The organism is Streptococcus saliviloxodontae, from assembly GCF_016908655.1.
In the GTDB taxonomy this organism is placed as follows: domain Bacteria; phylum Bacillota; class Bacilli; order Lactobacillales; family Streptococcaceae; genus Streptococcus; species Streptococcus saliviloxodontae.
This window is the reverse complement of sequence record NZ_JAFBEI010000005.1, coordinates 38,171-64,197: the sequence shown is the minus strand read 5'-3', so window position 1 is coordinate 64,197 and position 26,027 is coordinate 38,171. Positions and strand designations below refer to the sequence as shown.

Annotated in this window: 27 protein-coding genes, 7 tRNA genes and 1 rRNA gene; 31 read left to right on the top strand and 4 right to left on the bottom strand. The window is 36.3% G+C overall.

From position 1 onward, the window contains the following. The 17 genes from rrf to JOC31_RS01880 all read left to right on the top strand — a co-directional run. Positions 1–95, top strand: a 5S ribosomal RNA gene (gene rrf, locus JOC31_RS01960); the annotation flags it as partial. A 5-nt stretch (positions 96–100) separates the two neighbouring features. Continuing rightward, positions 101–173 (top strand) — tRNA-Val (locus JOC31_RS01955). A 4-nt stretch (positions 174–177) separates the two neighbouring features. Continuing rightward, a tRNA-Asp gene (locus tag JOC31_RS01950) sits at positions 178–250 on the top strand. 26 nt (positions 251–276) lie between these two features. Beyond that, positions 277–349 (top strand) — tRNA-Lys (locus JOC31_RS01945). Between the two features lie 5 nt (positions 350–354). Next, positions 355–436, top strand: a tRNA-Leu gene (locus tag JOC31_RS01940). Between the two features lie 11 nt (positions 437–447). Further along, positions 448–520 (top strand) — tRNA-Thr (locus tag JOC31_RS01935). Positions 521–539: 19 nt separating this feature from the next. Next, positions 540–613, top strand: a tRNA-Ile gene (locus JOC31_RS01930). Positions 614–619: 6 nt separating this feature from the next. Beyond that, positions 620–691: transfer RNA gene (locus JOC31_RS01925), tRNA-Glu, on the top strand. A gap of 472 nt (positions 692–1,163) precedes the next feature. Continuing rightward, positions 1,164–2,531 (top strand): sugar transferase, encoded by a 1,368-nt coding sequence (locus JOC31_RS01920; protein ID WP_205016529.1) that lies wholly within the window; start codon positions 1,164–1,166, stop codon positions 2,529–2,531. A 142-nt stretch (positions 2,532–2,673) separates the two neighbouring features. Further along, positions 2,674–4,131 (top strand): oligosaccharide flippase family protein, encoded by a 1,458-nt coding sequence (locus JOC31_RS01915; RefSeq protein ID WP_205016528.1) that lies wholly within the window; start codon positions 2,674–2,676, stop codon positions 4,129–4,131. A 232-nt stretch (positions 4,132–4,363) separates the two neighbouring features. After that, positions 4,364–4,759: a glycerol-3-phosphate cytidylyltransferase gene (gene tagD, locus JOC31_RS01910; protein WP_205016527.1), complete on the top strand. Its 396-nt coding sequence runs from the start codon at positions 4,364–4,366 to the stop codon at positions 4,757–4,759. Positions 4,760–4,764: 5 nt separating this feature from the next. Further along, entirely contained in the window at positions 4,765–5,925 is a 1,161-nt protein-coding gene (locus JOC31_RS01905) for a CDP-glycerol glycerophosphotransferase family protein (protein WP_205016526.1), read from the top strand. Between the two features lie 9 nt (positions 5,926–5,934). Further along, the gene (locus tag JOC31_RS01900) at positions 5,935–6,759 is read left to right on the top strand and encodes a LicD family protein (protein ID WP_205016525.1); all 825 of its coding nucleotides are present in this window, start codon (positions 5,935–5,937) and stop codon (positions 6,757–6,759) included. A 2-nt stretch (positions 6,760–6,761) separates the two neighbouring features. Continuing rightward, positions 6,762–7,916, top strand: a complete 1,155-nt coding sequence (locus JOC31_RS01895; protein WP_205016524.1) for a glycosyltransferase family 4 protein — start codon at positions 6,762–6,764, stop codon at positions 7,914–7,916. Next, positions 7,913–8,974 (top strand): glycosyltransferase, encoded by a 1,062-nt coding sequence (locus tag JOC31_RS01890; protein WP_205016523.1) that lies wholly within the window; start codon positions 7,913–7,915, stop codon positions 8,972–8,974. The genes JOC31_RS01895 and JOC31_RS01890 overlap by 4 nt, the downstream gene beginning before the upstream one ends. A gap of 18 nt (positions 8,975–8,992) precedes the next feature. Further along, complete coding sequence (locus tag JOC31_RS01885; protein ID WP_205016522.1) at positions 8,993–10,279, top strand: O-antigen ligase family protein; 1,287 nt, start codon at positions 8,993–8,995, stop codon at positions 10,277–10,279. Positions 10,280–10,562: 283 nt separating this feature from the next. Next, positions 10,563–13,001: a MucBP domain-containing protein gene (locus JOC31_RS01880; protein WP_205016521.1), complete on the top strand. Its 2,439-nt coding sequence runs from the start codon at positions 10,563–10,565 to the stop codon at positions 12,999–13,001. A 272-nt stretch (positions 13,002–13,273) separates the two neighbouring features. Here the strand turns inward: JOC31_RS01880 and ntdP are convergent, their stop codons facing one another. The 4 genes from ntdP to JOC31_RS01860 form a co-directional block, all read right to left on the bottom strand. After that, a complete protein-coding gene (gene ntdP / locus JOC31_RS01875; RefSeq protein ID WP_205008892.1) occupies positions 13,274–13,807 on the bottom strand; it encodes a nucleoside tri-diphosphate phosphatase in 534 nt (177 codons plus the stop codon). Positions 13,808–13,889: 82 nt separating this feature from the next. After that, positions 13,890–14,666 (bottom strand): recombination regulator RecX, encoded by a 777-nt coding sequence (gene recX / locus JOC31_RS01870; RefSeq protein ID WP_205016520.1) that lies wholly within the window; start codon positions 14,664–14,666, stop codon positions 13,890–13,892. Between the two features lie 79 nt (positions 14,667–14,745). Next, positions 14,746–15,885: a tyrosine-type recombinase/integrase gene (locus JOC31_RS01865; protein WP_205016519.1), complete on the bottom strand. Its 1,140-nt coding sequence runs from the start codon at positions 15,883–15,885 to the stop codon at positions 14,746–14,748. Between the two features lie 107 nt (positions 15,886–15,992). Then, positions 15,993–16,547 carry a helix-turn-helix domain-containing protein gene (locus tag JOC31_RS01860; protein WP_205016518.1) on the bottom strand — a complete coding sequence of 185 codons (555 nt, stop codon included), beginning with the start codon at positions 16,545–16,547 and terminating at the stop codon, positions 15,993–15,995. 186 nt (positions 16,548–16,733) lie between these two features. Here JOC31_RS01860 and JOC31_RS01855 point away from each other — a divergent pair, with 186 nt between their 5' ends. The 14 genes from JOC31_RS01855 (at position 16,734) to rlmD (ending at position 25,830) form a co-directional block, all read left to right on the top strand. Then, positions 16,734–16,922, top strand: a complete 189-nt coding sequence (locus tag JOC31_RS01855; RefSeq protein ID WP_205016517.1) for a helix-turn-helix domain-containing protein — start codon at positions 16,734–16,736, stop codon at positions 16,920–16,922. 18 nt (positions 16,923–16,940) lie between these two features. Next, positions 16,941–17,213, top strand: a complete 273-nt coding sequence (locus tag JOC31_RS01850) for a phage antirepressor protein (RefSeq protein WP_205016516.1) — start codon at positions 16,941–16,943, stop codon at positions 17,211–17,213. Between the two features lie 213 nt (positions 17,214–17,426). Beyond that, positions 17,427–17,729 (top strand): hypothetical protein, encoded by a 303-nt coding sequence (locus tag JOC31_RS01845; protein ID WP_205016515.1) that lies wholly within the window; start codon positions 17,427–17,429, stop codon positions 17,727–17,729. A 2-nt stretch (positions 17,730–17,731) separates the two neighbouring features. Continuing rightward, the gene (locus tag JOC31_RS01840; RefSeq protein WP_205016514.1) at positions 17,732–17,947 is read left to right on the top strand and encodes a hypothetical protein; all 216 of its coding nucleotides are present in this window, start codon (positions 17,732–17,734) and stop codon (positions 17,945–17,947) included. A gap of 13 nt (positions 17,948–17,960) precedes the next feature. Next, on the top strand, positions 17,961–18,227 hold the full coding sequence (locus tag JOC31_RS01835; RefSeq protein ID WP_239551621.1) for a hypothetical protein: 267 nt from the start codon (positions 17,961–17,963) through the stop codon (positions 18,225–18,227). Further along, complete coding sequence (locus JOC31_RS01830; RefSeq protein WP_205016513.1) at positions 18,217–18,504, top strand: hypothetical protein; 288 nt, start codon at positions 18,217–18,219, stop codon at positions 18,502–18,504. Before JOC31_RS01835 ends, JOC31_RS01830 begins: the two co-directional genes overlap by 11 nt. Further along, positions 18,492–19,022 (top strand): hypothetical protein, encoded by a 531-nt coding sequence (locus tag JOC31_RS01825; RefSeq protein WP_205016512.1) that lies wholly within the window; start codon positions 18,492–18,494, stop codon positions 19,020–19,022. The genes JOC31_RS01830 and JOC31_RS01825 overlap by 13 nt, the downstream gene beginning before the upstream one ends. After that, positions 19,015–20,445, top strand: a complete 1,431-nt coding sequence (locus JOC31_RS01820; protein ID WP_239551620.1) for a VapE domain-containing protein — start codon at positions 19,015–19,017, stop codon at positions 20,443–20,445. Before JOC31_RS01825 ends, JOC31_RS01820 begins: the two co-directional genes overlap by 8 nt. Before the next feature lie 1,209 nt (positions 20,446–21,654). Beyond that, entirely contained in the window at positions 21,655–22,062 is a 408-nt protein-coding gene (locus tag JOC31_RS01815; RefSeq protein ID WP_205016511.1) for a DUF1492 domain-containing protein, read from the top strand. A gap of 14 nt (positions 22,063–22,076) precedes the next feature. Beyond that, the gene (locus JOC31_RS01810) at positions 22,077–22,493 is read left to right on the top strand and encodes an ArpU family phage packaging/lysis transcriptional regulator (RefSeq protein ID WP_205016510.1); all 417 of its coding nucleotides are present in this window, start codon (positions 22,077–22,079) and stop codon (positions 22,491–22,493) included. Between the two features lie 251 nt (positions 22,494–22,744). Further along, positions 22,745–22,984: a type II toxin-antitoxin system RelB family antitoxin gene (relB, locus tag JOC31_RS01805; protein WP_205016509.1), complete on the top strand. Its 240-nt coding sequence runs from the start codon at positions 22,745–22,747 to the stop codon at positions 22,982–22,984. Then, entirely contained in the window at positions 22,974–23,237 is a 264-nt protein-coding gene (locus JOC31_RS01800) for a type II toxin-antitoxin system RelE family toxin (protein ID WP_205016508.1), read from the top strand. The genes relB and JOC31_RS01800 overlap by 11 nt, the downstream gene beginning before the upstream one ends. Positions 23,238–23,524: 287 nt before the next feature. Further along, the gene (locus JOC31_RS01795; RefSeq protein ID WP_205016507.1) at positions 23,525–24,475 is read left to right on the top strand and encodes a helix-hairpin-helix domain-containing protein; all 951 of its coding nucleotides are present in this window, start codon (positions 23,525–23,527) and stop codon (positions 24,473–24,475) included. Beyond that, complete coding sequence (gene rlmD, locus JOC31_RS01790; protein WP_205016506.1) at positions 24,472–25,830, top strand: 23S rRNA (uracil(1939)-C(5))-methyltransferase RlmD; 1,359 nt, start codon at positions 24,472–24,474, stop codon at positions 25,828–25,830. Before JOC31_RS01795 ends, rlmD begins: the two co-directional genes overlap by 4 nt. Positions 25,831–26,027 lie beyond the last annotated feature (197 nt).

The following is a 26,027-nucleotide window of genomic DNA, read 5'->3' as shown; positions in this document are numbered from 1 at the left end:
GATACACCTGTTCCCATGCCGAACACAGAAGTTAAGACCTAGAACGCCTGATGTAGTTGGGGGTTGCCCCCTGTTAGATATGGAAGTCGCTTAGCAAAAAGGGAGTTTAGCTCAGCTGGGAGAGCATCTGCCTTACAAGCAGAGGGTCAGCGGTTCGATCCCGTTAACTCCCATATAGGTCCCGTAGTGTAGCGGTTATCACGTCGCCCTGTCACGGCGAAGATCGCGGGTTCGATTCCCGTCGGGACCGTCAAAATTGAATAGATTTTGTAATGAGACTCGTTAGCTCAGTTGGTAGAGCAATTGACTTTTAATCAATGGGTCACTGGTTCGAGCCCAGTACGGGTCATTATAGCGGGTTTGGCGGAATTGGCAGACGCACCAGATTTAGGATCTGGCGCTTAACGGCGTGGGGGTTCAAGTCCCTTAACCCGCATAACTATATTAGCCGGCTTAGCTCAGTTGGTAGAGCATCTGATTTGTAATCAGAGGGTCGCGTGTTCAAGTCATGTAGCCGGCATTGAAGTATATTCAAATTTGGGCGCGTAGCTCAGGTGGTTAGAGCGCACGCCTGATAAGCGTGAGGTCGGTGGTTCGAGTCCACTCGTGCCCATTATATGGTCCGTTGGTCAAGGGGTTAAGACACCGCCTTTTCACGGCGGTAACACGGGTTCGAATCCCGTACGGACTATATTTTAAGGGCAATCTTATGATTGTCTTTTTTATATTAACCTGCTCAAGGTTTCAATAGGTAATAACATGATATTATAGTAAATAGGGAAAAGTAATCGGATTTTCTCTATTTTTTTTATTACTCAATAAAGCTAATGATTTATCAATATATGTTTCGCTTTCTGTATTTGCAGGAGGTAAATTTTAGACAATTTTACGATAAAATTTTAAAATATTGGAGAAAAAGAGATTTAAATGTGTTCTTTTACTTTTAAGTATGGTAAAATTAAAAATGTGTTCTATTTTTGAAAAATTATAATATTTAAAGAACTAAGTATATTTGATTAAGATATGCTTCATACGTGCTATAATAAAGAGTAGAAAACGTTTTATTTAGAAGTTAGTATAATTGTTATTGATATTTGAGAGGAGAATATAATAGTGACATCAAGTTGTAGTTTAAAAGATTTTAGTTTTTGGGAGGAAGAAGCATGATAAAAGGGAAAGATGAATCTCAAAAACATATTTTGGCTTTACTAACCTTAATTATTGTTTACATTTCAGGATTCTTTGCAATGTATTTACCGTATAGTGATTTGACAAAAGGTGGCCTAATCATTTTATTGGTATTGCATCTATTAATTTTTTATGTATCTGAATTCTATGATGCCTATAAAAGAAATAGTTATTTTGAAACTTTTCTTGCTGTTTTTAAATACAGTGTTTATATGCTATTGATGATGGGATTTTTAACGTTCATGATTAAAGATGAGACCTTAATTTCGAGGCGAGGGATTTTCTTTTTTAGTGTTATAAACCTATCCTTGATGTCTTGTTTTATGTTTAGCATGAGAAATTATCGATTACGAAAATATCAATATAGAGCTAAGCAGCTTTATGTAATCACAGTGAATGATCGCTTAGAAGCTATTGAAGATAGCATTACTAATCATTCAAATGTTGGTTATCAAATTGCTGGTGTAACCTTGTTAGATAGTCAGGAAGCTAATAGCAACAGTCAGTTGATTTCTCAGGAAGAATTTGTTGAGTTCACTACAAAATCAGTTATTGATGAAGTATTTATCAATCTTCCTTCTGATGAATATAATATTCAAGATTATATTACCTTTTTTGAAAATATGGGTCTCCCTGTTAGTGTAGCTATTAATGCTTTGGGGTACGATATCACAGGTTCAAAGACTATTCAAAAATTAGGTACTTATCAGGTTGTTACTCTATCACCTGTGGCGTTAAAATACAGTCATATTATTGCTAAACGTATGTTGGATATAGTAGGTGCACTAGTTGGTCTATTGATTTGTGGTTTAGCAGGGATTGTTTTAGTACCTTTGATTAAAAAAGATGGTGGTCCAGCTATTTTTTCACAAAAGCGTGTAGGGCAAAATGGTCGACTGTTTGATTTTTATAAATTTAGATCGATGCGAGTAGATGCTGAGGAAATCAAGAAAAAATTGATGTCTCAAAATGAAATGAATGGTTTGATGTTTAAGATGGATGATGATCCGCGTATTACACGTATTGGTAAAATTATTCGAAAATTAAGCTTGGATGAGTTACCTCAATTTTGGAATGTTCTAAAAGGTGATATGAGTTTGGTTGGAACACGTCCACCAACATTAGATGAGTACGAACAATATACACCTGAACAAAAGCGTCGTTTAAGCTTCAGACCAGGTATTACTGGAAATTGGCAAGTTTCAGGACGTAGTGAAATTAAAGACTTTGATGACATTGTGAAGTTAGATGTGGACTATATCAATAATTGGACTATTTGGTCTGATATTCATATTTTAGTGAAGACTGTTAAAGTGGTTCTTCTAGGAAGCGGTGCAAAATAGTTTCACAAGGAAATTGAATTCAAAAATTAAAATATTTGAAAATATCATGTGTTGTGATATACTATAGTTATGATAGTACACTAGTAGTTTATACTATGTTAATAAAATAAAGTAGTAGCAATTAGAAGTATTTGGAGAGAGTATGTCTAAAGTATCTTCTGTCAAATTGAATTTTATAATGAATTTTATTTTGACAGTATCAAACTTCCTATTTCCATTGATTAGTTTTCCTTATGCATCAAGGGTATTGGGAGCAGATGGTGTTGGGACGGTAAATTTTGCCACCTCAATTATTTCCTATTTTACAATGATTGGGATGCTAGGTATTCCAACTTATGGTATTAGGGCTTGTGCTAAGGTACGTGATAACAAAGAAAAACTCGCCAAAACTGTTCAGGAGATTGTTGTCTTGAACAGTTTTGTTATGTTGTTATCCATCTTAGCATTAGTGCTTGCGGTCGCTAGCATTGATAAGTTAAATCAAGAAAAGTTTTTGTATCTTATCATGTCATCGACCTTAGTTTTTAATGTGTTAGGTGTCGAGTGGCTTTATAAAGCGCTTGAACGCTACACATACATTAGTATTAGATCAATCATATTCAAGGTGATCTCTTTACTATTATTGATGGTATTAGTGAAGACGAGTGATGATTATGTCCGTTATGGAGGAATTACTGTTTTTGCAGCAGTTGGTTCTAGCTTTATGAACTTTATTAATCTTCGACGTATGATTCCACTCAGACCTTTTAGAGATTTAGATATTTGGCAACATTTGAAACCTACTTTGACTTTCTTTTTATTGTCAGTTTCATCAACTATCTATTTGAATGTAGATACAACTCTACTAGGTTTTATAAAGGGTGATCGAGTTGTTGGCTATTATTCTGCAGCGACAAAAATCAAAGCGATTTTAGTTAGTGTCGTTACATCTTTGGGAACCGTTCTATTGCCTCGATTGTCTTATTATCACCAGGAAAAACGTTACGATGAATTTGATCGCTTAGTTCAAAAAGCTTTGCAGTTTATCTTTATTATTGCTTTGCCTTTGATGGTTTATTTCATGATTGAGGCTAAAGATAGTATTCTATTTTTATCTGGTCGAGATTTCTTGCCTGCTGTTTTAGCCATGCAGTTGATTATGCCAGCGGTTTTATTTATCGGGTTATCTAATCTAACTGGTATTCAAATTTTAGTGCCGACTCATCGAGAACGATTAGTTGTTTATTCAACTATTATAGGAGCGGTGGTGGATGTTGTTATCAATATGGTCAGCATTCCTTTATTTGGTGCAAATGGAGCTGCTTTTGCCAGTGCTTTTGCAGAATTTGTTGTTGTTATGGTTCAACTCTACTACTTGCGCGATATGATGATACCTTTGTTGAAAAAATTACAGGTTTTCAAATGGGTTGCGGCTGTTGTAGTGGCTGTACTTGTGACATTACTTTTACGAGACAGTTTAAATTTGAGTTTATTTTTGAGATTAGTATGGACTGCAATCTTATTCTTTAGTAGTTATGGGCTGGTTCTGATTTTATTGAAGGATCAGTTTATGATGGAAGCTTTAACGTCAAACTTGAAGAAATTAAGAAAGGAGAGATAATGAATAGCAACTGAGTTTTCTCAGTTATTTGGAGATAACTGAGAAAATGAAAAAATGTGTTAATTATAATATTTTGAGCATTTTAGTTGAGATACCTACTAACTTACGGTAGCATATAACCAAGCTAGAAATATTATTTATTAATTGAATAAAATAAAGATAGTAGTCTGTTAGGTCTTAGTAGGGTGAGAGCTACTGGAACCTAGCAGTTTAATTAAAGGAGAGAAATACTATGAAACGCGTTATTACATACGGAACTTTTGATTTGATGCACTATGGTCACATTAACTTGCTTAAACGAGCAAAAGCCTTGGGAGATTATCTAGTTGTTGTGATTTCATCTGATGAATTCAACTGGAACGAAAAAAAGAAGAAATGTTACTTCACTTATGAGCAACGTAAAGCTCTTGTAGAAGCCTGTCGTTATGTGGACCTTGTTATCCCAGAAACATCATGGGAGCAAAAACGTGAAGATGTCCATGAGTATCATATCGATACCTTTGTTATGGGAAATGATTGGGAAGGTGAATTTGACTTTTTGGAAGAAGAAGGTGTTGAAGTAGTTTATCTTGACCGCACACCAGAAATTAGTACAACTCAAATCAAGTCAGATTTGTTAAATATGTAGGTGAAATGAAGAGTAGAATAATCTATCTTATTAAGCATAACCATGTGATCAAATGGCTTTACGTTCACATGGGGAGCTTATTTTTAAGAATGTTAGGCTTTTTTATCAAAACAGATGATAATTTAGTTCTTTTTGTACCGAACACAGGTAAAAGTTTTAGTGGCAGCCCTAGAGATATCTATGATTATATGCAATCACAAGAGGCTTATGCGAATTACCGCACCATTTGGGCTTTTGATGAACCTGCAAAAATGGCAGAAGAATTTCAATTGGAAACAGTAAAACTTGATTCTTTAGCTTACTTTATAACCTGTTTGAGAGCTAAGTATTGGGTAACGGATATCAATATTGAGCGAGGCCTTCGCTTTAAGAAAAAAGGTACTGTCTTTTTAAATACTTGGCATGGTGTCGCGATCAAAAAAATTGGGAATGATGATCCTAATTCGGCTAAGTATGACTATCGTGATCTAGATTACTTATGTGTTTCTGGAGAGTACGATAAACAGGTCTTTTCTTCTGCTTTGAAAGCACCTGAGACGAGTTTCTTAGAGGTTGGTATGCCTAGAAATGACCGTCTTTTCAAAGCAACTGATGCAGAAAAAGAAGAACTGAGAAAGCTTTTAGATATTCCAGAAGGTAAAAAAGTTATCGTATATGTTCCTACTTGGCGTGATAGTCAAGATAAGGGTAAGACCTTTGGTCTTGCTATTGAAGCTGACTTTAAAAAGTGGCAAGAGGAACTTGGAGAGGATTACGTTATTCTGTTCCGCGCTCACAGCCGTACGACGGAAGTAATGTCAGTAGAATACAATGAATTTTTACGTGATTATTCAAGCTATCCTGATTTGAATGACCTTTTAATCGTGGCTGATGTTTTGATTACAGATTATTCCTCTGTTGTGTTTGACTATGCTATTTTAGAGAAACCAGTTGTTTATTTTGCTTATGATTATGATGCTTACTTAGAAGAACGAGGCTGTTATTTTGAGCCTAGAGATGTTTTTGAGCAGCCTATTTTAGAAGAAGAGACAGCAGTCATTTCTCATTTGAAATCACTAGATATTGTCAAGGAGTCTGCTTTAACGACCCAAATTAAGAAGTCCTTTATGGATCATAGTCATGGTCAAGCAACACAGATGTGTGTAGAGAAGTTGTTTAGTAAGTAAGGGAGAGAGATGAGAAGCGAAGATTTAAAATTGATCCAAAAGGAACAGCTTGAGATGGCTAAGGTGATTTTGGATATTTGTGATAAGCATGATATTCCCTATGTTATTATGGGGGGAACTTTGCTGGGAGCTGTTCGCCATCAAGGGTTTATTCCTTGGGATGATGACCTTGATCTTGGAATGAAGAGATCAGATTACCAAAGATTTTTAGAAGTGGCTCAAGAGGAACTTGAGCCACCTTATAGTCTCCATCACTATCAGACAGATGAAAATTATATTTACCCCTATATTCGTATACAAGATTCGCGCTATGCTTTACGACGAGAGCATACACGTAATCAGACAGTTCAGCAATTATGGGTTGATATTTTCCCTTTAGATGGTGTTCCGGAAAATCCTTTGAAACGTTGGTACTGGGAAAAAACACTCTATGTTTTAAGAGGATTACGAAATCTTTCTTGCTTTGATGAGTTGGTCAATGTCAATAAGTCATATACAGGTTTGAAAAAACATATTGTTGCATTGGGTATGAAAACCAATGTTCAAAAATATCTAAATACGACTGCTATTTTAAAACGTATTGACAAATTTTTGATGTCTTGGAATCTGGAAGACAATCCAAGTATTGGAAATCCGATGGGAGGGCATTGGTTTAAGGAAGTTTATCCGAAAGACTACTATGCTGAAACGGTAGAACTACCATTTGAGGACTGTTATTTGAAAGCACCTAAAGATTATGAAAAAATCTTGGTTCAGATGTATGGTGACTATCAGCAGTTACCTCCTGAGTCGGATCGTAATTGGCATGGAACTAGCCTGGTTAAGGAGGACTGAACATGGCAAAATTAAAAGTTGCATTTGTGACTCATCTTCCTAACTTATCTGGTGCTAACCAATCTTTGCTAGACCTGTTGGCAGGCTTAAAAGAGAGTTCTTCTGTAGAGCCTGTTGTTCTCTTAGGGCGTTCAGGAATCCTAGAGGAGCGATTGGTTGAACTTGGGATTAGCTATAAGGTGATTCGATATGGAAATCTGATTAAAGGCAGTAATTCAGCCTGGCGTACTTTTTCGAAAAACGTATTGAACCGTTGGTCCCGTCGTCGGATTGCCAAGTGGTTAAAAGAGGAATCTGTTGATTTAGTTCATAATAATTCTTACCTTGTGGGCGTTGGTATGGAAGCAGCTCAAATGGCTAATATCCCTTATATTTGTCATTTGAGAGATTTTGTTTGGGAAGATCATGGTATATGTCTTGAAAATGAATCGCGTCAAGAAGAATTACTATCGCAGGCAGATCAAGTCATAGCGGTGTCACATGCTGTTGCTCAAAAATATGCTCCCTTATCGAAAAGAATTCAGGTTATTTACGATATGCTTGATAAGGATAAGTATCGTATTCCACTTGAAGAGAGAGCGTCACTATTTTCAGGTGACACGGTAAGACTTATTTTAGCTGGACGAATTGTACCAGGTAAAGGTCAACTTGATGCCATTAAAGCGGTCGAGCTTTTAAAAAGTCGAACAGATATTCAGATTCATTTGGATATCATTGGGACACCTACAGATAAAGACTATTTTGATAAATTGGTCAGTTACATTGATGAGAAACAATTAGACTTTGTTAGTCTGAGCGAGTATGCGGATGATTTGAGAGAACTTCGTAAGTCGTCAGATATTGGTCTAGTTTGTTCTCATCATGAGGCTATGGGGCGTGTTACCTTGGAAAACATGCTTTCAGGTTGTTTGGTAATTGGTGCAGATTCTGGAGGAACGAGTGAATTGCTACAAGAGGGGGCTTATGGCTACCTTTATACTCCTTCTGACCACTGTGATTTAGCCAATAAAATTGAGTATGCTATTCTTAATGCACAAGAATCTCATATCAAGCAAGAAGCCGCTTATCGATTTGTCAATGAACAATTTAATAGAGCTGAGTATCTGAATCAGCTGATTGCTATTTACCAAAAAGCAGTAGAGAGGAGAGAGAAGTGAGATATTTTATTACGGAGAGAAAACCCACTGAGAAAAATATGAAGAATGCTGCTAATAAAGCGCGTGCAGATGTTGAAGCAATTCTTGAGCAAGAAGGTTTTCAAAATATAGAGATTGTTATTCCATTTAAAGGGAAGCAAAGTCCAGTACAGTCTGTCGTTGAAAACTGGAAGAATTATGGTATCTGGAAGAAGAAACTAGCTATTCTTGAAAAAGGAGATGAGCTACTTGTCCAGTTTCCTTTGATGTCTAAGAACATTTTAGCTTCAAAATTACTTCAACAATTAGCAGCAAAGGGTGTGATCGTAACCCTTCTTATTCATGATTTGGAGAGTTTACGATACATTAACCGTCAATCAAGTGGTTTAAAGGACAAACTTCGCATTCAGTTTGAGGAAAAGTCTGTTTTAAAAGCATCAACTAAAGTTATTGCCCACAATCCAAAGATGGTAACCTACTTGAAAGAGCAGGGTGTTTCGCCTCAACAATTAGTTTCTTTGGAGATATTTGATTACCTACTACCGGGTGATTTTGAAATAAAAAAACAGGACTTGGCGAAAGAGGCTATTATCGCTGGGAATTTGGATGCCAGCAAGGTTGGTTATCTAGCTTCTTTGGAAAGCATCCCAGGTATGCATTTTCAGCTATATGGTGCTAACTTTAACGAGACTATGGCACCTAATAACGCTACTTATCATGGTTCTTTTATGCCAGAGGACTTGCCACATCATCTAGAAGGTAGTTTTGGACTTGTTTGGGATGGTGAAACCATTAACACATGTTCTGGAATGTATGGAGACTATCTCAGATTTAATAATCCTCATAAGACTTCTCTATATTTGTCGTGTGGTATCCCTGTTGTAATATGGAAAGAAGCTGCTCTAGCAGATTTTGTCAATGAACATGGTGTTGGTATTGTAGTTGCAGATTTAAAAGATCTCCCAGATGCCATTGCAGATTTATCTCAAGACGATTATGAACGTATGTTACTTAATACAAAACAAGTATCTGAGCGTTTGACTAAGGGGTATTATTTAAAAGCTGCCTTAGCAAAATAGGGCTAGGATTGAAGAATTATGTCAATAAAAACATTAAAATTTTCTGTTGATATCACAAAAATACTTGATTTTTTTGTTATCCTGCTAATTGTTTTGAGCACTCAATCGGTTTATTATGTTGCTACTTCACCTGATTTTCATATCTTACAGTTGGTTAATATTGTTTTAGGCTTTCGTGTATTTTATAGCTTACCAGGAATTATTAAGTATTTTCGTTCCTCTTTATTCATGAGTATCTTGTTATGGGGAATGTATATGGGGCTCTTTTACATGATTTCGGCTCAAGGAAACTCTGGTTTTTTACAACGATTTCTCCTTTTTCCAGTTTTATTGATATTATACGTCTGGTTTTATATTAAAGAAGGAAGAATTAGGGAGTTATTAGCACTTTATACTAAGATCATCTCAACAATTGCGGTCCTCTCTTTGTTTTTCTGGTTGTTTGGTTCTATTTTAGGAATTTTTCCATCAACAGGAACGTTACGAATCTTTTGGGGAGCTGACCGTTTCATTACTTCTTATTTTGGAGTTTATTATCAGTGGCAGAATGATGCTGAATTTTTAGGACGTGTTTTTTTTAGAAATATTGGTATTTTTGCAGAAGCTCCAATGTATAGTTTACATCTCAGTATCGCGTTTCTAATTGATTTCTTTCTATTAGGAAATAGAAAAAAAAGAAAAGTTGCCCTATATGCAATCACTATTTTGACAAGTTACTCTGTTACCGGAATTCTGTTGATGATTATGAGTCTGTCTTTAAACATTTTTTTCGACTCTATTTATCACTTTTTACGTCGAAGAAAATTAAATCTTGTCGTTCTCGTATTACCAGTTTTAATTGTAGGAGTTCTTTTGTTGGGGAATAATATCTTAGGAACTAAATTGAGTAGTGCTTCTGGATCATCTCGTATGGAAGATTACGTTATTGGATTTAAAGCCTGGAAGTATCATCCTTTATTCGGCTCTGGATATGGTAATATGGGTCTAGTCAACTCATTGAAGAGTAAGGTGAGGTATGCGCGTTCTGCAACAGGATTTACCAATTCTCCTACAACCATATTGGCAGAAGGAGGCCTTTACTTCATATCTATTTATGGTTATGCCTTTTGGCATATGATTAGTAAGTCTATTCAGAAGATGGATAAAAATCGATTAATCTTTGCGACGATGTGGTTATACCTCTTTTTAACAACAACCTTTGAACATTCTACCTTGATGATTAGTTTTTTAGTATTTGCAATCATTGATAAAAAAGTAAACATCACATTAAAAAAAAACGCTGATATAACAGAAAAAAATATATAAAATTAGTATATGTTTAGATTTTTATGCACAGTATTAGTTTATATTAAAAAATAAAAAAATTTAACCAAAATGGTTGATTTTTTTTATTTTTTGTAATAATATATTTTATAGATAACTTCACGGAAAAATTGAAGTGGAGAGATATAGAGCATGTAAAGTTGGAGAGCTTTTATGATCTATAATTTTTAGTGAATTTAACAGTTCACGTGTGTCGTTGAGTTTGAGGAAACTCAAGCTAGTTTGAAAATTTAATATTTTATATAGAAGTAGAGGAGAGACTACTATGAAAACAAGTAAACAAACAAAAGGGTTTGGAACTTTGAAAAAAGCTAAAGGTTACGGCCTTGTTGGTGTTTTGGCGCTTTCTGGAGCACTTGCAGTATCGCTTAATGGAACAACTGTTTCGGCAGATGAAACAGTGACAACAGACGATAGCACAACACTTTCACTTGGGGTTAGCGATAAAGCGGAAACAGTAAGTGAATTTGTTGAGTTTGAAGATGATGCGACAACAGAAGCAGTAGAAACAACGACAACAGAAGTTTCAGCTGCAACAACTGAGACAGCTGCAGCAACAGAAACTGCTACAACTGAAGAAGCAACTCAAGGCCAACCAGTTGAAGTTTCTGGAGATAACGTTGTTGATAACACTACAACAGCTACAATCACTACAAACCAAGTATCATCAACAGAACAACGTGTTTCTGTTAATGTAACAACTGATGTTAAAGAAGCTGTTAAAGCTGGTCAATACATTGAGTACACTTTGGAAAATCTTCCTTCAGGTGGTTTGAAAAATGCTGATGTTAAATTGGAAGATGGAACAGTTATCGGTAAGATGGAATTAGTTGCAGAAGCAACACCATCATATAGCGAAGAGCAAAATAATACACTTGCTAATGATAGCGAACACGATACAGCTCTTTCTGCAGAAAGCATGGATAAAGCAACTGTTTTACGAGTTGTCTTTAACGAAGCAGCTGAGAAAGTTGTTGATTTAAAATATAGCTTCAGTTATACAAACCAATATTTCACACACTTCATCTCAACTCTTGAGTATGCTTACGTTTCAAAAATTTCTATTGGTGGAGTGACAGTTGCCTCTAACGAAGTTGCTGTTGCTGCTTATAACAAAACACCTATCAAATCAACGACAGCTAACATTCAGAGTCCATTTAACTCTGTGACTTCAGCTAACAATGGTTTGTCATTGACAAAAGGTCAGTTTACAGTAGGTCTATACAACAGCACAAAATCACCTGTTACAGAAGGTTCAACAATCACTGTTAAAGTGGATGGTACAGCCTTGGTAACATTGACAAATAAAGTAGGAGATGTTATCTCAACACCATCTCAACGTGGTTACTATGATGATACTGTTGTTAATGACAACAATATCATTTTGAACGACCTTGAAACGGCAAAATTTGAAGTTGTTTCTAACGATGGTGAAACTCTTGTCTTGAAATCATTGACAAACATTGAGCATACTAATAAATTTGGTATCACTTTATCAGCTAAGTATACACCAAGTTCTGATGAAATCAGTACGGATGGTTCAAAAATTGTAGGTATCAACAATACAAGCCTAACAATTCAAGACGCATCTGGTAAACTAATTTACACAAACCTTGACAAAGAAGCTTATGCTAATATCTACGGTAACAGCATCTCAGCAGAAGCCGCATTTACTGGTAAGCTTGTAGTTGTTCACAAATCAACAACTGGTGTTATTCTTGATTCAGAAACACCAATCGCAGGTAAAGAAGGCGAAGCCTATAAGACTGCTGCTAAATCATTTGACACTTACCGTCTTGTTGAGACGCCTTCAAATGCAACAGGTAATTTTAACCGTGCTACTACAACTGTAACTTATGTTTATGAACAAATCGTTGGTGATGTTATTGAGCGTAACGTGACAACAGACGGTACACTTCTAAGTGAAGCATCAGTTACTGGTGGTAAAGTTGTTGTTGGTTCAAAATATGATACATCTGCTCAAGATGCAACATTGACGACAGAAGATGGTACTGTTTACAACCTTGTAAGTGTTGGTGAAAACTCAGTAGGTACAGTTGTTGAAGGTACTACAGTTGTTACAAACATTTACGAAAAAGCTCCAGTTGTTAAATATGGTAACGTTATTGAAAAAGACATCACTACAGATGGTGAAGTTCTTAGCAACTTGGATATTACAGGTGGTGATGTAGAAGTAGGTACACCTTACGATACATCAGATCAAGCAAGCGATCTTTACACTGAGGATGGACGTCACTTCCGTCTTGAAAAACGTGCAGAAAACTCAGTAGGTACAGTTGTTGAAGGTACAACTGAAGTTATCAATGTTTACCGTCTTGTAGAGGATGATGTTCCAGTGGTTCCAGTTGATCCAAAAGGACCTCAACAACAAGAGCAACAAACACCACAAAAACCAACACCTCAAACACCTCAGTATCCACAAACTCCAAGCTATTGCTACCCTGTAACTTATAACTATAACTGCTATTATAGCTATAAACCATACACATCATACACTTACTCATACCAAGCACCAAGCTATAGCTACTGCTATACAACATCATACTCACGTGCTTATAGCTACTCATACTCTAGCTATACAACATCATACTCACGTTACAGTTCAGTTTACAACTATTCTAACTGCTACCAACCAACATCTTACCGCAGCTACAGCTACTCATACAGCTATTCATACTGCTAAGATTGATATCTTCGATATAGTGGGTAATTTATAAAAGGCTCTTTGTCAACTGTAGTGGGTTGACTTATAATCAGCAGCGAGAGAGAATCAATTTGATTCTCTTTTTTGTTGTCGTGGCTGATGACCTAATACTAACCCTTTGACAGGACTGAATAGTCTGTAGTGATTTTAGTGCAATCAAAAAGCTCTACCATACACTTAAGTGGACTTATCCACCTAGGTATAGTAGAGCTTAAAAGCTCAGTTTTTTCTGAGGTTTTAGTGTGACAACTTTATCTTCTTTTTAATTCAAGATATCGTTTATACCAGATGTTAACATACGATTGTGAAAATGGTCCTTTACCATTGTTAATCCAATCAACCAAGATTTTGACGTTTTCTTTTAGAATGAAATCAATTTCTGGTGAATATGACATTTGCAACTTGTGTAACTCATATTCATCAACGTCTAGTAATTTTTTTTCGCCATCAGCAAAGACTTTGACGTCAAGGTCATAGTCGATGTACTTGAGTGCCTCTTGATCCATAACGTAAGGGCTGGCTAGGTTGCAGTAGTAAGAGACGCCATTGTCTCGAATCATAGCTATAATATTGAACCAATATTTTTTATGAAAGTAAACAATAGCAGGCTCTCTTGTGACCCAACGACGACCGTCGTGTTCTGTTACTAGTGTGTGATCGTTAACTCCGATAACCGCATTTTCAGTTGTCTTTAATACCATAGTATCACGCCATGTACGGTGTAAACTACCATCATGTTTATAACTTTGAATTGTAATAAAGTCGCCTTCCTTAGGTAATTTCATGCCTTACCAACTTTCTACAATAAAGGTTATCGTGTCTATTTTATCACAATGTTCAGAAAAAAACATTATTTTTTCATCGCTTTTAGAAATATTCTCGCAAGTTTGTTTGAATTTCCGAATAATCAAATCCTTTTCGAACAAGGGATTGTAAGAGTCGCTGCTTGAGGTCGTAGCCTTCGTATTTTCGGCTGAGTTTTCGGTAGTATTTATCTAGTTCTTTCTGAAGTAGCTCTTGCTCTTTGTCATCGTTAGTCTGAATATCGAGGTTGTCACATGCTATTTTAGCATCGTTAAAGTCGAAACCTTTAGTGATAAGTCCTTGTACAATCTTATCTTTGAGGGCGCGTTGATTTAGCTTAGTATGATACCCTTTTAATAATTTTTGAGCCTGCTTTTGGATGATATCATCAAAATCAGAATTTCTGAGTTCTTGCTGGACAAGATCTTTATCAATCCCTTTTTGGAAGAGCTTTTGACTCAAAACGTGAGGACCTTTATCGCCAGTTAGTTGATTTTGTTGGATGAAGGACTGGACGTACTTTCGATCATCAATCCATTTTTCACTTTTGAGTGTTTTAATCACTTGAGGGCAGATTCTTTTATCAATATCGTGTTGAATAAGGTAGTCTCTGACTTCTTTTTCGGTTCGTTGTTTGAAAGAAATGTAGTAGAGTGCTAGGTTTTTACCGTAAGATAACTGGGCAAACTGTTTGATCTCTTCAAGTGTTTGTTGGTCGATAGTCATCCCTTTGGAAAGAAAGAAGGCGACGATGGTGTCTTCGGTAACATAAAGCTTTTCAGTATCATCAATTTCAAGGAGATAGAGTCTTTTTTTCTTTTCGATTTTAGTGATTTTCATGATTTTATTATATCAAAAACTTTTAAAGGTTGATATGACGGGCTTTCTAAGGTGTTGATTTTTGTTTTTCAGACTTTTTTCAGAGTATCGCTAAAATCTGACCGAATTTTTCAGCCGTTTCTTGGTCTCGCTTTTCGGATAAGTGGGCATATATATCTAACGTGATTGAGATGTTAGAGTGTCCTAGTCTTTCAGAAATCTCTTTATAGCCTACGCCATTATTTAATAGCAGGCTGGCGTGAGTATGACGGAAAGCGTGGCAGGTAATCTTTTCAATGCCAATAGTGTCCGTTACACGCTTGATATATCTATTTATGCTTACTAGGTCAGCGTATTTATGGAACCCAGTAGAAAACACCGTAGGGAACTTTGCGCCCATTTCATTAAACTGCTGGCGTTGTCTAGCTTGGTACAGTCTGAGCATTAGGACAGTATTCTTATCAATTGATATTTTTCGGATTGATTTTTTAGTCTTTGGCAATACTATTTTTCTTGTTGAACGGCAATAGGTCTTTGAAATATCAACTATACCATTCTGTAAGTCAATATCAGACCATTCAAGGGCGATAACTTCACTCACACGGCAACCAGTAGCCAATAGAAAGCGTACAAAAGTACCATACATATTATTCTTAAATGTGTTCTTTTGCCCGTCTAAGTGGCTTAGAAACGCTTTTAGTTCGTGTTCTTCTAGGTGGAACTTATCCTTTTTCTTCTTAACAGTCTTTTTAGGCTTAATAATGCTATCGTATGGATTGTAGCGGATAAGTTGTAACTGGCAGGCATATTTCAATATGCGGTTGGTATAAACACAGATTACGCTATATAGTGAATTTGTTGTCTTTGCTATTGTATCTACAAAGTCTTGGACAACAGGGATTGTAATGCGGTCTATTCTATACACTCCCAGTCTTGGAAGAACGTGCTTCTCTAACACGCAAAGGGTATTTCTAGCGGTCTGAGGTTTTACCGTATCTTTGTAGTGGTCAAACCATTTAAGCGCCAGTTCTTCAAACGTATCTAGCTTGACGGCTTTAAAACGTGTTGAGCCGTTTTCTTCAAACTCTTTGAACTTATCACGCTTTTTCTTTTCTAACTCTCTCTTAGTCTTAGCGGTAACCGAACTTGATACACGTTTACCAGTTACGCTATCAGTACCGAGAAAGAATTTTTCTTGATAGACGGTTGAGCCGTCTTTTTTTGTTATCTCTTTAATCATTGTTTCCCCTTTCCTACCATCAGCAAGCAAGTTAAAGGACATAGCAAAGGAAAATATTAAAAAATAAGTTCAAAAAAGATAATACTTAAAGGAGTTGAGATAAAAAATCAGAAATTTTCCCCGTTAATAATACTATCAACAAGTTTTATCTGTTTTGTCATAGTTTCTGGTGTGTAGATATTACGAAAAGTAGTTGTATCTATAGTAGGAATATATTCTTGGTAAAATGAAACATCTAAATGTTTTTCTTTACTATCTGAGTTGTATAAAAAACTCAAGTAACTTCTGTTTAATTCTGAACACTCTTCCATTTGTTTTAAAAGTATCTCTATTTGAGCGTTTGTCAATATTATCTCGGAACGAGCTAAAAAATCTAGAAAAAGAACCTGAGTTTCTTGTTGAATTCTACTAACAGTTTCATTGTGAAACGAAAGAAAATCATCTGTTACCTCAGTCAACTCGCTATTGAAGCCCAACAAATAACCGACAGACACCTCGAACACCTTAGCTAATTTTTCGGCGTTTTTTGGTTTAATCTGACTTTCGCCATTTTCCCAATTTTGTAAAGTCCGCAATGGGATATCATTTTCTTTCGCAAACTCTTTTTGTGTTTTCTTTATTGCTTTTCGCAATTCTTTTAATCTATTTTTTGTTTCAATCATATTAAACACCTTTCAAATAAGATTATATCACAAATACACTAAAAAAAAGTGTTATTTCAAGAAAAAAGCCATAAACGTTATTGACAACGCCATTTTTAGGTGTTATTATTTAGCGTGTAAATAAGAGCGCTAAAAAACAGCGTCTTATATTTACTACCTTTCAAAAAATCTAAGGAGGAAAGACAAATGTTGATAACGCTTGAACACGCTGAGAAAGTAAGGATAAAACGTGGACGGCTGGACATAACTAAGAATGAAACAGCTAAACGCCTAAACGTAACGCCTAGAACTTTACAACGTATCGAAGCAGGTAACTATGACGCCCCTAAGCGTATCTATCAATCGGTAATGGACTGGCTTATTGAAGATATTTAAGAATAGGAGTAAATGACTATGACAAACCAAAAACAACAAGTTGAATATACCGCTATCACTTTTGAAGAATTAAAAGAGTGGGTTGACGAAAATGTAGAATTTGCCCTGCTGGTGCAGGAGTTCTATAAATGCGTTCCTATGGATAGCCGTGAGCAGTTCCAAGGGTTAACACAATCAGTCTATGACTGTTTAGAAAGTTTTTCTGAAATGCTTAATAATAAAACGCTTATCTATAGTCGTGAACTAGAGCAAGCACGCCTAAACGCTTTCGAGCAGAAAGAACAAAAATAACGGCAACAAAAAAAGCCTTTACTAGTTGGCAAACTTAACAAGGCTTTAAACACTATTAAATTGAAACCCATCAGCAAGCAAGTTAAGGGCATATCAATTTTTTTAATTACTTACATTATACCATGCCACAACGTAGGGCGCTACCCCTTAAAAATAGCAAGTTAACACTAAGTAAACACAAATCAGAACAATCGAAGAAAGAGGAAGAAAACCATGACAGACCAAAAAAATTCAGAAATAGTTTTAACAGTTAATGACCTAAAGAAAAAAGGTGAACAACTAGCAAAATCGCTGGTACAAATTGAAGCAATGAAGAACCAAGCTAATCTCCTAATGTTGGCTTATCACAGTGAGGTTGACCCTGTATTGCTGATTAAACCACTTATGAAGTTCTGTAGTCAGCTATACGACCAAGCGGAAATCTTAGAAGATGACTTAAATAGTATTGCTTTTGATTTGTTGGAATGTGACAACCAAACTGAAATTGAAGCACACAGAAAAAGCCGAGGGGAATAAACATGATACAAGAATTAAACTTACCAATTTGGCAAACGCTGGCGTTATATCCCTTGGCAATAGCATTGATTATCTATCTATGTACTTTTAAGGGTGCTTATAAGCCATATAACGAGCCATACAACGACTTTAAAGAAGAATGTGATGAAATCCATGTAGACGAAGCAAAGGCACGCTACGGGGCTTATGTGCAGTCACAAGGCAGATATTATAACTAAAGGAGGTTAGACAATGGCAGATATTATAAATATGTTTCCAAAAAAGAATGCATCACCAGAGTTGGCAAAGGCAAGGGCAGAAAGTTTTGGAAGAAATTTAGATGAAGCGTATGGGATTATGGTAGATTTTGCGCTGGAAGATAAATTTGAAGCATTCAGTCTTGAAGAAGAAATTCAACTAGATAGAGTTTTAGAAATTCTTATGGATTTTTCTATTATGTGGAATGAGGGACAAATTATCGTGAGTAGTGAAGCGAGGGGGTTAGATAATGACAGATAGCTATATTTCTAAACATGATACAGAATTGATTGCCAAAACTTTGGAGTTATTCAAAGACTTCCTAGATGAGCAACGGGAATTACTTGAAAGCGACCCCTTGAACTTGGTATCTCAAGAAAAAGCGATGAAACACTTTAATATCTCACGCCCCACCATCTTGGATTGGGAGAAACAGGGGTTGACTAGATATAAAGCACCCGAGGGAAGAAAGGTTTGGTATTCTAAAACTGAATTACTAAACTTTTTAAGAGAGGGGGGCAAGCAATGTATGAAGTGATGTATTTGAAAATCAATGAAAAAGTTATCTCGTTGTTCTCTTTCTTAAAAAATAATGCTACTAGAGTGATGAAAAAGAATAAACATTATCTTTTTATTTACTTCCAACCAACCGAAGAAAAGCTTGTAAATTTTTCTTTCAAAGGTATCACTTTAACCACTAAAGAGCAGTATTCTGAAAATGATTTGCTTTCTAAAGGCTGGGGGCTTGCACGTGATAATGACATAGCAACGGTAGGGGCTGAGTTATTGAATATTTTATCCGATATTGAAAAAGAATACTTGACACAGTCAAGGCGTGGTAATGCTATCGCTATCAATGGTAAGGTCAAGGAATGGCTTTCTTACGGCTTGAATGATAGGCGAGACATTTCAGATTTTGTCAAATTATTTTTTATAAACGGTTATGATTTTGATGATTTGATACAGTTTTATAGCACTTTGGCTAAAGATATGAGATTGAATGCTTATTTTTTGGAGCTTACTAAACGATTTTATAAGGAGGTTGAATTTGTCTGATATTATCAAACAATTGATTAAATTAACTGATAAAGATGAAACTATAGAACAGGGAGCGCCCAAAGTTGAACAGATTGAAAAAGGACTTCTTACATACAAGGATAAAGCCAAAACGCAACTTAAGAAAACAAATGCTAATTTGATTATGTTATTTAAAGGGGCTGATAGCAAACTCTCAAACTTATTTCAGTACAACGAGAGGACAAAACAAGTAGAAATAAAAGAAAATAGGGACTTAGGTAACGGTTTACTCTTAAAAGCTGGTAAAGTTGGGGATAATGAACTAATTCAATTTTGGGGATATTTAGCACAGGAACATAACTTGGAATTTACGCCTGACGAGATATATCGAGCTTTGCACCTATCAGCTATCGTCAGAAGCTACAATCCTATTAAAACCTTTTTAAAACATTGCTACAATGAGCATAGAAAAACAGACCCTTTTAAAATCATTACCAAATATATCAAGGTGGAAGATACCAAATACAACCGCCTAGCCTTTGATTTGATTTTCCGTGGGGCTATTGCTAGAGTGCTAGAGCCTGGCATACAGTTTGACTACTGTTTGGATTTGGTGGGCAGGCAAGGAACAGGAAAGACAACTTTCTTGCGTGAAGTATTTAATGGTTTTTATGGGGAAATCAGTACTTTCACAGAAAAAGATGACGTTTTGAAAATGCTGGAGCTTTGGGCGGTTAACGATGATGAACTTGTTGCAAGCCATAAAATCAAATTTAACGACCTAAAGCAGAAAATAACCGAGCGTGAAATCATGATAAGGCGACCATATCTAAAAGGTGTTGAACGAATACCAGTAGATTTTATCTATACGAGAACCACCAACGACAAGGGACATCTTAAAGATGCGACAGGGGACAGGCGTTTCTTGCCCGTGGAGGTCTTGAAACCAGATAAGCCATTACCTAATATCATTTTAAAACAGGATTTGAGGGATATTTGGGGTAATTATTACCAGTCTTACCTTGAAAACCCTAAGCTATTTTATTATGAAGATAGCGTTGAGGGGCGTTTGATTAGTTCAGAACGTGAACGCTATAAGGCTAGAGACGATATTATCGAGCGTTTAGAACGATATATCGAGACTCCTATCCCTGCTGATTTTTACGAAAGAAATATTGAAGCATGGATGCGTACAAATTATTACTATTACCTTGAAGAAAAAGGGGCAGGATATAGGCGCAAAGAGGATTTTGATAGGGGAGATAAATGGGTAGGAACTCTTAAACGTGATAGAATTTCACTAAGCAAAGTTACTCAAGAGATATTTTCAGGCGAAAAGGATAGAAAGCTAAAATCGAAAATCAAGCTATATATGGATAATTTAGACGGCTGGGAGTACAGAAAAAGACTCAGATTTGGAGATGGAGTTACTAGTGGTTGGTTTTTTGTAGGAAAACACTAAAATTTTACTACAAATCATAATTGACAAAAAGCCTATCATATCAAGGTTTTTCAAGTTTCTGTAGGAACTTGTAGGAGAAGAGATAAAAAAATACTACAAGGCAAACCCTTGGGAGAGTAAGGAGAAAGATACTTTGTAGGAAAAAATGGGTATATTTTACTAATAATATATATTTTATAGATAAGGTACATAGGAGTAGGAAATAATATATATATTTTTTGGCGAAAAAAAGTGCTTTTTTACTACAAAACCGCTAAAACCCTTGGGAGAGTAAGGATAAGCCTGTAGTAAAAAAACAGATTTGTAGGAAAATGTAGGTTTTTGTAGGAAAAAATAATCTATCTTTCGGATAACAACATGATAAAAAGAGTTAAAAAGGTTACCATGTTACCGAATAGTTACCGTGTTTTATAAGAATGGTAACACACCTAAACCGTTGATATAAAAGCGTTTTTTACATAATTGTTACCGTGTTACCATCTAAGTCTAAGTATATATAAGGAAAATTTATTTTAACGAAAAAATTTTTTTTATAGAAGTGAGTTAAGAAAACTTGGTAACAGTAACACAATGGCTACAAACGTTGATATAACAACCGTTCAGAGTGTTACCATGTTACTCAAGGAAAAGTAACATACTTTATCAACCATACAAGGGGGACAAATTGCAAACATACGATGAATTACTGGAATTACTGGCAAACGGCTATATTTTATATCAGAAAAAACGGTATAATAAAAGGAGTTGAAAAATCAAACTGGCAGAAATTAAAAAATAGTATCAACCAATAGTGCCTGAGATACCGAAACGGTACCGCAGAGTTGGAACGTGCCATCTCACAAGCTGATTTTAACCGAATGGGGTATAAAGAGCGTGTAAAACTATTTGAGGAACACCCTACGTTATATTCTGAACTAGCTGGAAAATAACAGGCAGATAACTTTCTATCTATGAGTTACGACTTGTTACGTCGGTGTTACATTGTAACGTGCTAACTCTCTTAATATCAGCGCCTTAGAAATAAGGTGCTTTCTTTGTGGGTGTAAATACTAGAAGATACGAGCATAGAACGATAGAGGGGGAATAAAAGCTGACCCCCTGAAATAAGGGGTCAGAATTAATGGCAAATAGTGGCATAAATTTGAATACTGGAAAATGTTGGAAAATGTGGGTATAAATTTACTTAACACAAGAAAAGGAGTGGTTCCAATGGAAGCTATAGAAATGCTGGAAGAATTACGAGAGATACCGAAGTTAATTCAGTCATTGAATGATGATGTTATTTCCGTTCAAAATGGCTTATATCGAACCGCTAGATTATCAGTAGATAAAGTTGCTGGCGGTAAGCAGATAGCACAAGATGACCGTATAATCAACAATATAGACACGATAGACCGTTACCAAGATACAATCAATAATCTTTTAGACCGTAAAGAGCAGATAGTCTCTTTCATCATGCGACTGGATAACATGAAAGAAAAGAGGTTACTGATTGTGACTTATCTTAATAGCCAAACACTTGATGAAGCGATTGAAAAAATGCAAATCAGCCGTAAACTTTACTTTAAGATAAAATCAAAAGCTATCGAAAATCTAGGAAAGTTGATTGCTGGTTAAAGAAAGGAAGTTTTATGATGTTCTTACCTGAACTTGATGAAAAGAAAACTAGAGCGAATGCCAAACGTAAGTTGAAAGAAATTCCTAGATGGCAATTGCTGGCAAATACAAAAGATAAACAACGAGTAACAACAACATTAAGCCACGAACCGAAAGCAAAGACTGGCAAGAATAATTCACAGGTTGAACGTTTAGCACTTACAAAGGTCAGTGCTGAGCAAGAGCTGGAAGAAATAAAAAAAGCGATTGACTTACTAACTGAACCAATCTATAAAGAAATATTGAAATGCAAGTATTACAAGCGACAAAAGGACTTTATAACCTTTACTGAGCTAGATTATTCAGAAGCAATGTTTTATATTTTGCTTAACAAGGCTTTAATAGAATTTGCTTTCGCTTATCGTGGAAGGATATTGCTAGAGCTAAAATAAGCCTGTTTTAACGAGGTTTGTTATAAGGTTGGTATAATTTACCGTATTAGATATAAAAAGCCGTAGCAGGTAAATTAAGGGGCAAATAGCCCCCTTTTATTTTTATCGGGGGTGTTATTGTTCGGATATAAAGGACGCTGCCCTTTTCTGTACAAAAAAATCCCTTTATGAAACTTTTAGAACCCTAATAGATTGACAATACTGTTAAGAGGTAATACAATGGTGTTACCTAGAGATAAAGGAGAATTACCATGACTACAATTACATTGAAAGTGTCGGAAGCAGATAAGACTTTCATGCAAGCAATGGCAAAATTTGAAGGTGTTTCTTTGTCTGAATTGATACGAACTAAGACGCTTGAAGCATTAGAGGATGAATATGACGCACGGGTTGGCGAGATGGCTTATCAAGAATATCTTGATGACTTAGAAAACAATCATAAGGCTATAACGCTTGATGAGATGGCAAAGGAGCTAGGTATTGACTTATAAAGTTAAACTATCGCCAAAGGTGCAGAAACAACTAAAAAAGCTAGATAAACATCCAGCGGAACTAATTATTAGATACCTGTATAAAAATATCGATGGTAGCGATAACCCACGTAGCAAAGGCAAGGGATTGACGGCTAACCGTAGCGGTCAATGGCGTTACCGTGTAGGAGATTATCGTATTATTTGCGATATTATCGATGATGAATTGGTTGTTTTAGCAGTTACTGTAGGACACAGACGAGAAATATATTAAACGGTATGGTACAATAAAATGAAGCGATAAAAAAACACTTCATTTTTTGAAGTGTAATCTTGCTTGCTGAACTCATTTTATTCAGAATTTTTTTCAGAGTATTTTTCTGAATTATTCTGTTTTATATACTTTGCTTTATTTAACACAAAACAAGTCTAAACCCTTGATATTACTGACTTTGTTTAGTGTTTTTTATTTTAGCCTTTACCTCCAAAAAAAATGATTTTATTATATCAAAAATGGTAGAATAGAGATATTGAATTTCTTAGCTGAGAAAGGAGACTGGTATGACTGATGAGAAAAAAGTGATTGATTTTAATCGCTATCGAGAAGAAAAATTATTTTTAGATGATGATTTTTTGGATTCTTTAGCTGAATTGTCAGATGATGAGCTAGATGATTTTTACGATGAGCTGGCGTTTGGAGATATGGAAGATCCGCAGTTGACTTCTGCCGAAATCGATGAACTTTATCCCTTCTATCGTGCTTTGACGTCTGGTGATCAAGAGGATATTAAAGCATTTAAGTATTGGGATAGGAAATCTCAAAAAACTTATTTTGGCTCTAAATTTTCCTTGGGTTTACTATGTAAGCAGAATGGTCTCTACGAGAAGGCTCTAGTTCATTTTGAGGAGCTGTATCAGCTAGATGAGCAAGATAGTCTCGGTGCTCGTTATGAAATCATGGCTTGCCTAGTTTTGCTGCGTCGTTACAAGGATGCTCAATCTTTTTATGATGCCATCGGAGGGCAAGGGGATGAACAGCTTTTGGTGTCACTTTTTGTAGCCAGTCTGCTCCATGATGATATTGACAGCTGTCGCCTCTACGTCAGTCAACTCTTAGAGGTTAACCCTCATTTTATAACCTTTTTAGAAGAGGTGGCTTTTCCTTTGCCAGAGATTATGAGCTCAGTGAATTGGGAGAGGGTTCAGTCAGGGACTTTGGATAGTCTTTATTTCTCTTTTTCTAGGGTTTTACCGATCTTGTTAACGGCTTATGGTTTTGTTCATTCTTACCTCATTAATCATTTTGAGGAAATAGCCATGGAAGAGGAAGTTCTTTTGGAAGAATTGGACTTTATGACAGACAAGATGCGAGAAGAGTTTTCTTTTTGGGGAATCCATCGTTTACAGGATTTTGCGAAATGGACAGAAAAAGAAGTCTTGGCTTTTCCTGGCATTGGGAAGGTTAAAGTGCAGAAATTGAAAGAAGCGGGAGCTATTTTTAAAGAAGAATGATGTTAAAAGAAAAACAACGGATCCCCCTAAAAATTAAGCGGATGGGAATCAATGGCGAAGGGATTGGGTTCTACAAAAAAACGCTGGTTTTTGTGCCTGGAGCCCTTAAAGGGGAAGAGGTTTTTTGCCAAGTGACGGCAGTTAAGCGAAATTTTGTGCAGGCTAAATTGCTCAAAATCAATAAGCCTTCTAAGTTTCGTGTCGAGCCAGCTTGTGCTATTTATGAGGAGTGTGGCGGTTGCCAGCTCATGCACCTGCGTTATGATAAGCAGTTGGAGCATAAGGATGACATTATCCGACAAGCCCTCAAGAAATTCAAGCCAGCAGGCTATGAAAACTATGAGATTAGACCGACCTTGGGGATGGATAAGCCCCAACATTACCGTGCTAAATTGCAGTTTCAGACCCGTTCTTTTGGTGGCAGTGTTAAAGCAGGGCTTTATGCTGAAGGTAGCCACCGCTTGGTCGAAATCAAGGATTGCTACGTTCAGGATCAGCTGACGCAAGACATCATCAATAAGGTCACACAACTTCTAGACAAGTATAAAATTCCTATCTACAATGAGCGAAAAATTGCTGGTGTTCGTACGGTCATGATTCGAAAAGGTCAGGCGACGAATCAAGTCCAGTTGATTGTGATCAGTAGTCGTGAGCTTCATCTAACCAAGTTCATCAAGGAGTTGACAGCCACTTTCCCAGAAATCAAAACGGTCGCTTTTAATCTTAATCGCTCAAAAACGAGCGAGATTTATGGCGAGCAAACAGAGATTCTCTGGGGGCAAGAAAGCATCGAAGAATCGGTCTTGGATTATAGCTTTGCCTTATCACCAAGAGCTTTCTATCAACTCAATCCAGAGCAGACACAAGTCCTCTACGATCAGGCTCGTCAGGCTTTAGATGTTAGTGAAAATGACCATATCATCGATGCCTACTGTGGTGTGGGAACGATTGGATTTGCTTTTGCTGGTCAAGTGAAGAGTGTGCGTGGGATGGATATTATTCCTGAAGCTATCGAGGACGCTAAGAAGAACAGCTTGGCCATGGGCTTTGACAATACCTATTACGAAGCCGGTAAGGCAGAAGACATCATTCCTAAGTGGTATGAGGAGGGCTATCGTGCGGATGGTGTGATTGTCGATCCTCCTCGGACGGGTCTGGATGACAAACTTTTAGATACTCTTCTCACCTACAAGCCCAAGAAAATGGTCTATGTGTCTTGTAATACCTCAACTTTGGCGCGTGACTTGGTCAAACTTTCCAAAGTCTATGAGGTGGACTACATTCAGAGTGTAGACATGTTTCCGCATACGGCAAGGACTGAGGCTGTGGTGAGACTACAAAAGAAGGAATGCTGAAAATCCTTGATTTCATGCAGTTTTTTAAGCACTTTGTATTTGTTCCAGATGGTCAAGGAGGACTAAAAAAAGTCCAAAAAAAGAGATAGAAGTTAGCATTTTTATCTCGCCTGTCTGTGGAAGACATAAAGATTAGATATATCAAAGTTTACGAGAACATTTTAATAAGTGTTCTCGCTTTTTTATTTTCAGGAGGA

Coding starts and splice junctions, on each gene's coding strand:
- JOC31_RS01920 (WP_205016529.1), top strand. CDS start 1,164: ATGATAAAAGGGAAAGATGAATCTCAAAAACATATTTTGGCTTTACTA.
- JOC31_RS01915 (WP_205016528.1), top strand. CDS start 2,674: ATGTCTAAAGTATCTTCTGTCAAATTGAATTTTATAATGAATTTTATT.
- tagD (WP_205016527.1), top strand. CDS start 4,364: ATGAAACGCGTTATTACATACGGAACTTTTGATTTGATGCACTATGGT.
- JOC31_RS01905 (WP_205016526.1), top strand. CDS start 4,765: ATGAAGAGTAGAATAATCTATCTTATTAAGCATAACCATGTGATCAAA.
- JOC31_RS01900 (WP_205016525.1), top strand. CDS start 5,935: ATGAGAAGCGAAGATTTAAAATTGATCCAAAAGGAACAGCTTGAGATG.
- JOC31_RS01895 (WP_205016524.1), top strand. CDS start 6,762: ATGGCAAAATTAAAAGTTGCATTTGTGACTCATCTTCCTAACTTATCT.
- JOC31_RS01885 (WP_205016522.1), top strand. CDS start 8,993: ATGTCAATAAAAACATTAAAATTTTCTGTTGATATCACAAAAATACTT.
- JOC31_RS01880 (WP_205016521.1), top strand. CDS start 10,563: ATGAAAACAAGTAAACAAACAAAAGGGTTTGGAACTTTGAAAAAAGCT.
- ntdP (WP_205008892.1), bottom strand. CDS start 13,807: ATGAAATTACCTAAGGAAGGCGACTTTATTACAATTCAAAGTTATAAA.
- recX (WP_205016520.1), bottom strand. CDS start 14,666: ATGAAAATCACTAAAATCGAAAAGAAAAAAAGACTCTATCTCCTTGAA.
- JOC31_RS01865 (WP_205016519.1), bottom strand. CDS start 15,885: ATGATTAAAGAGATAACAAAAAAAGACGGCTCAACCGTCTATCAAGAA.
- JOC31_RS01860 (WP_205016518.1), bottom strand. CDS start 16,547: ATGATTGAAACAAAAAATAGATTAAAAGAATTGCGAAAAGCAATAAAG.
- JOC31_RS01855 (WP_205016517.1), top strand. CDS start 16,734: ATGTTGATAACGCTTGAACACGCTGAGAAAGTAAGGATAAAACGTGGA.
- JOC31_RS01850 (WP_205016516.1), top strand. CDS start 16,941: ATGACAAACCAAAAACAACAAGTTGAATATACCGCTATCACTTTTGAA.
- JOC31_RS01845 (WP_205016515.1), top strand. CDS start 17,427: ATGACAGACCAAAAAAATTCAGAAATAGTTTTAACAGTTAATGACCTA.
- JOC31_RS01840 (WP_205016514.1), top strand. CDS start 17,732: ATGATACAAGAATTAAACTTACCAATTTGGCAAACGCTGGCGTTATAT.
- JOC31_RS01835 (WP_239551621.1), top strand. CDS start 17,961: ATGGCAGATATTATAAATATGTTTCCAAAAAAGAATGCATCACCAGAG.
- JOC31_RS01830 (WP_205016513.1), top strand. CDS start 18,217: ATGACAGATAGCTATATTTCTAAACATGATACAGAATTGATTGCCAAA.
- JOC31_RS01825 (WP_205016512.1), top strand. CDS start 18,492: ATGTATGAAGTGATGTATTTGAAAATCAATGAAAAAGTTATCTCGTTG.
- JOC31_RS01815 (WP_205016511.1), top strand. CDS start 21,655: ATGGAAGCTATAGAAATGCTGGAAGAATTACGAGAGATACCGAAGTTA.
- JOC31_RS01810 (WP_205016510.1), top strand. CDS start 22,077: ATGATGTTCTTACCTGAACTTGATGAAAAGAAAACTAGAGCGAATGCC.
- relB (WP_205016509.1), top strand. CDS start 22,745: ATGACTACAATTACATTGAAAGTGTCGGAAGCAGATAAGACTTTCATG.
- JOC31_RS01795 (WP_205016507.1), top strand. CDS start 23,525: ATGACTGATGAGAAAAAAGTGATTGATTTTAATCGCTATCGAGAAGAA.
- rlmD (WP_205016506.1), top strand. CDS start 24,472: ATGATGTTAAAAGAAAAACAACGGATCCCCCTAAAAATTAAGCGGATG.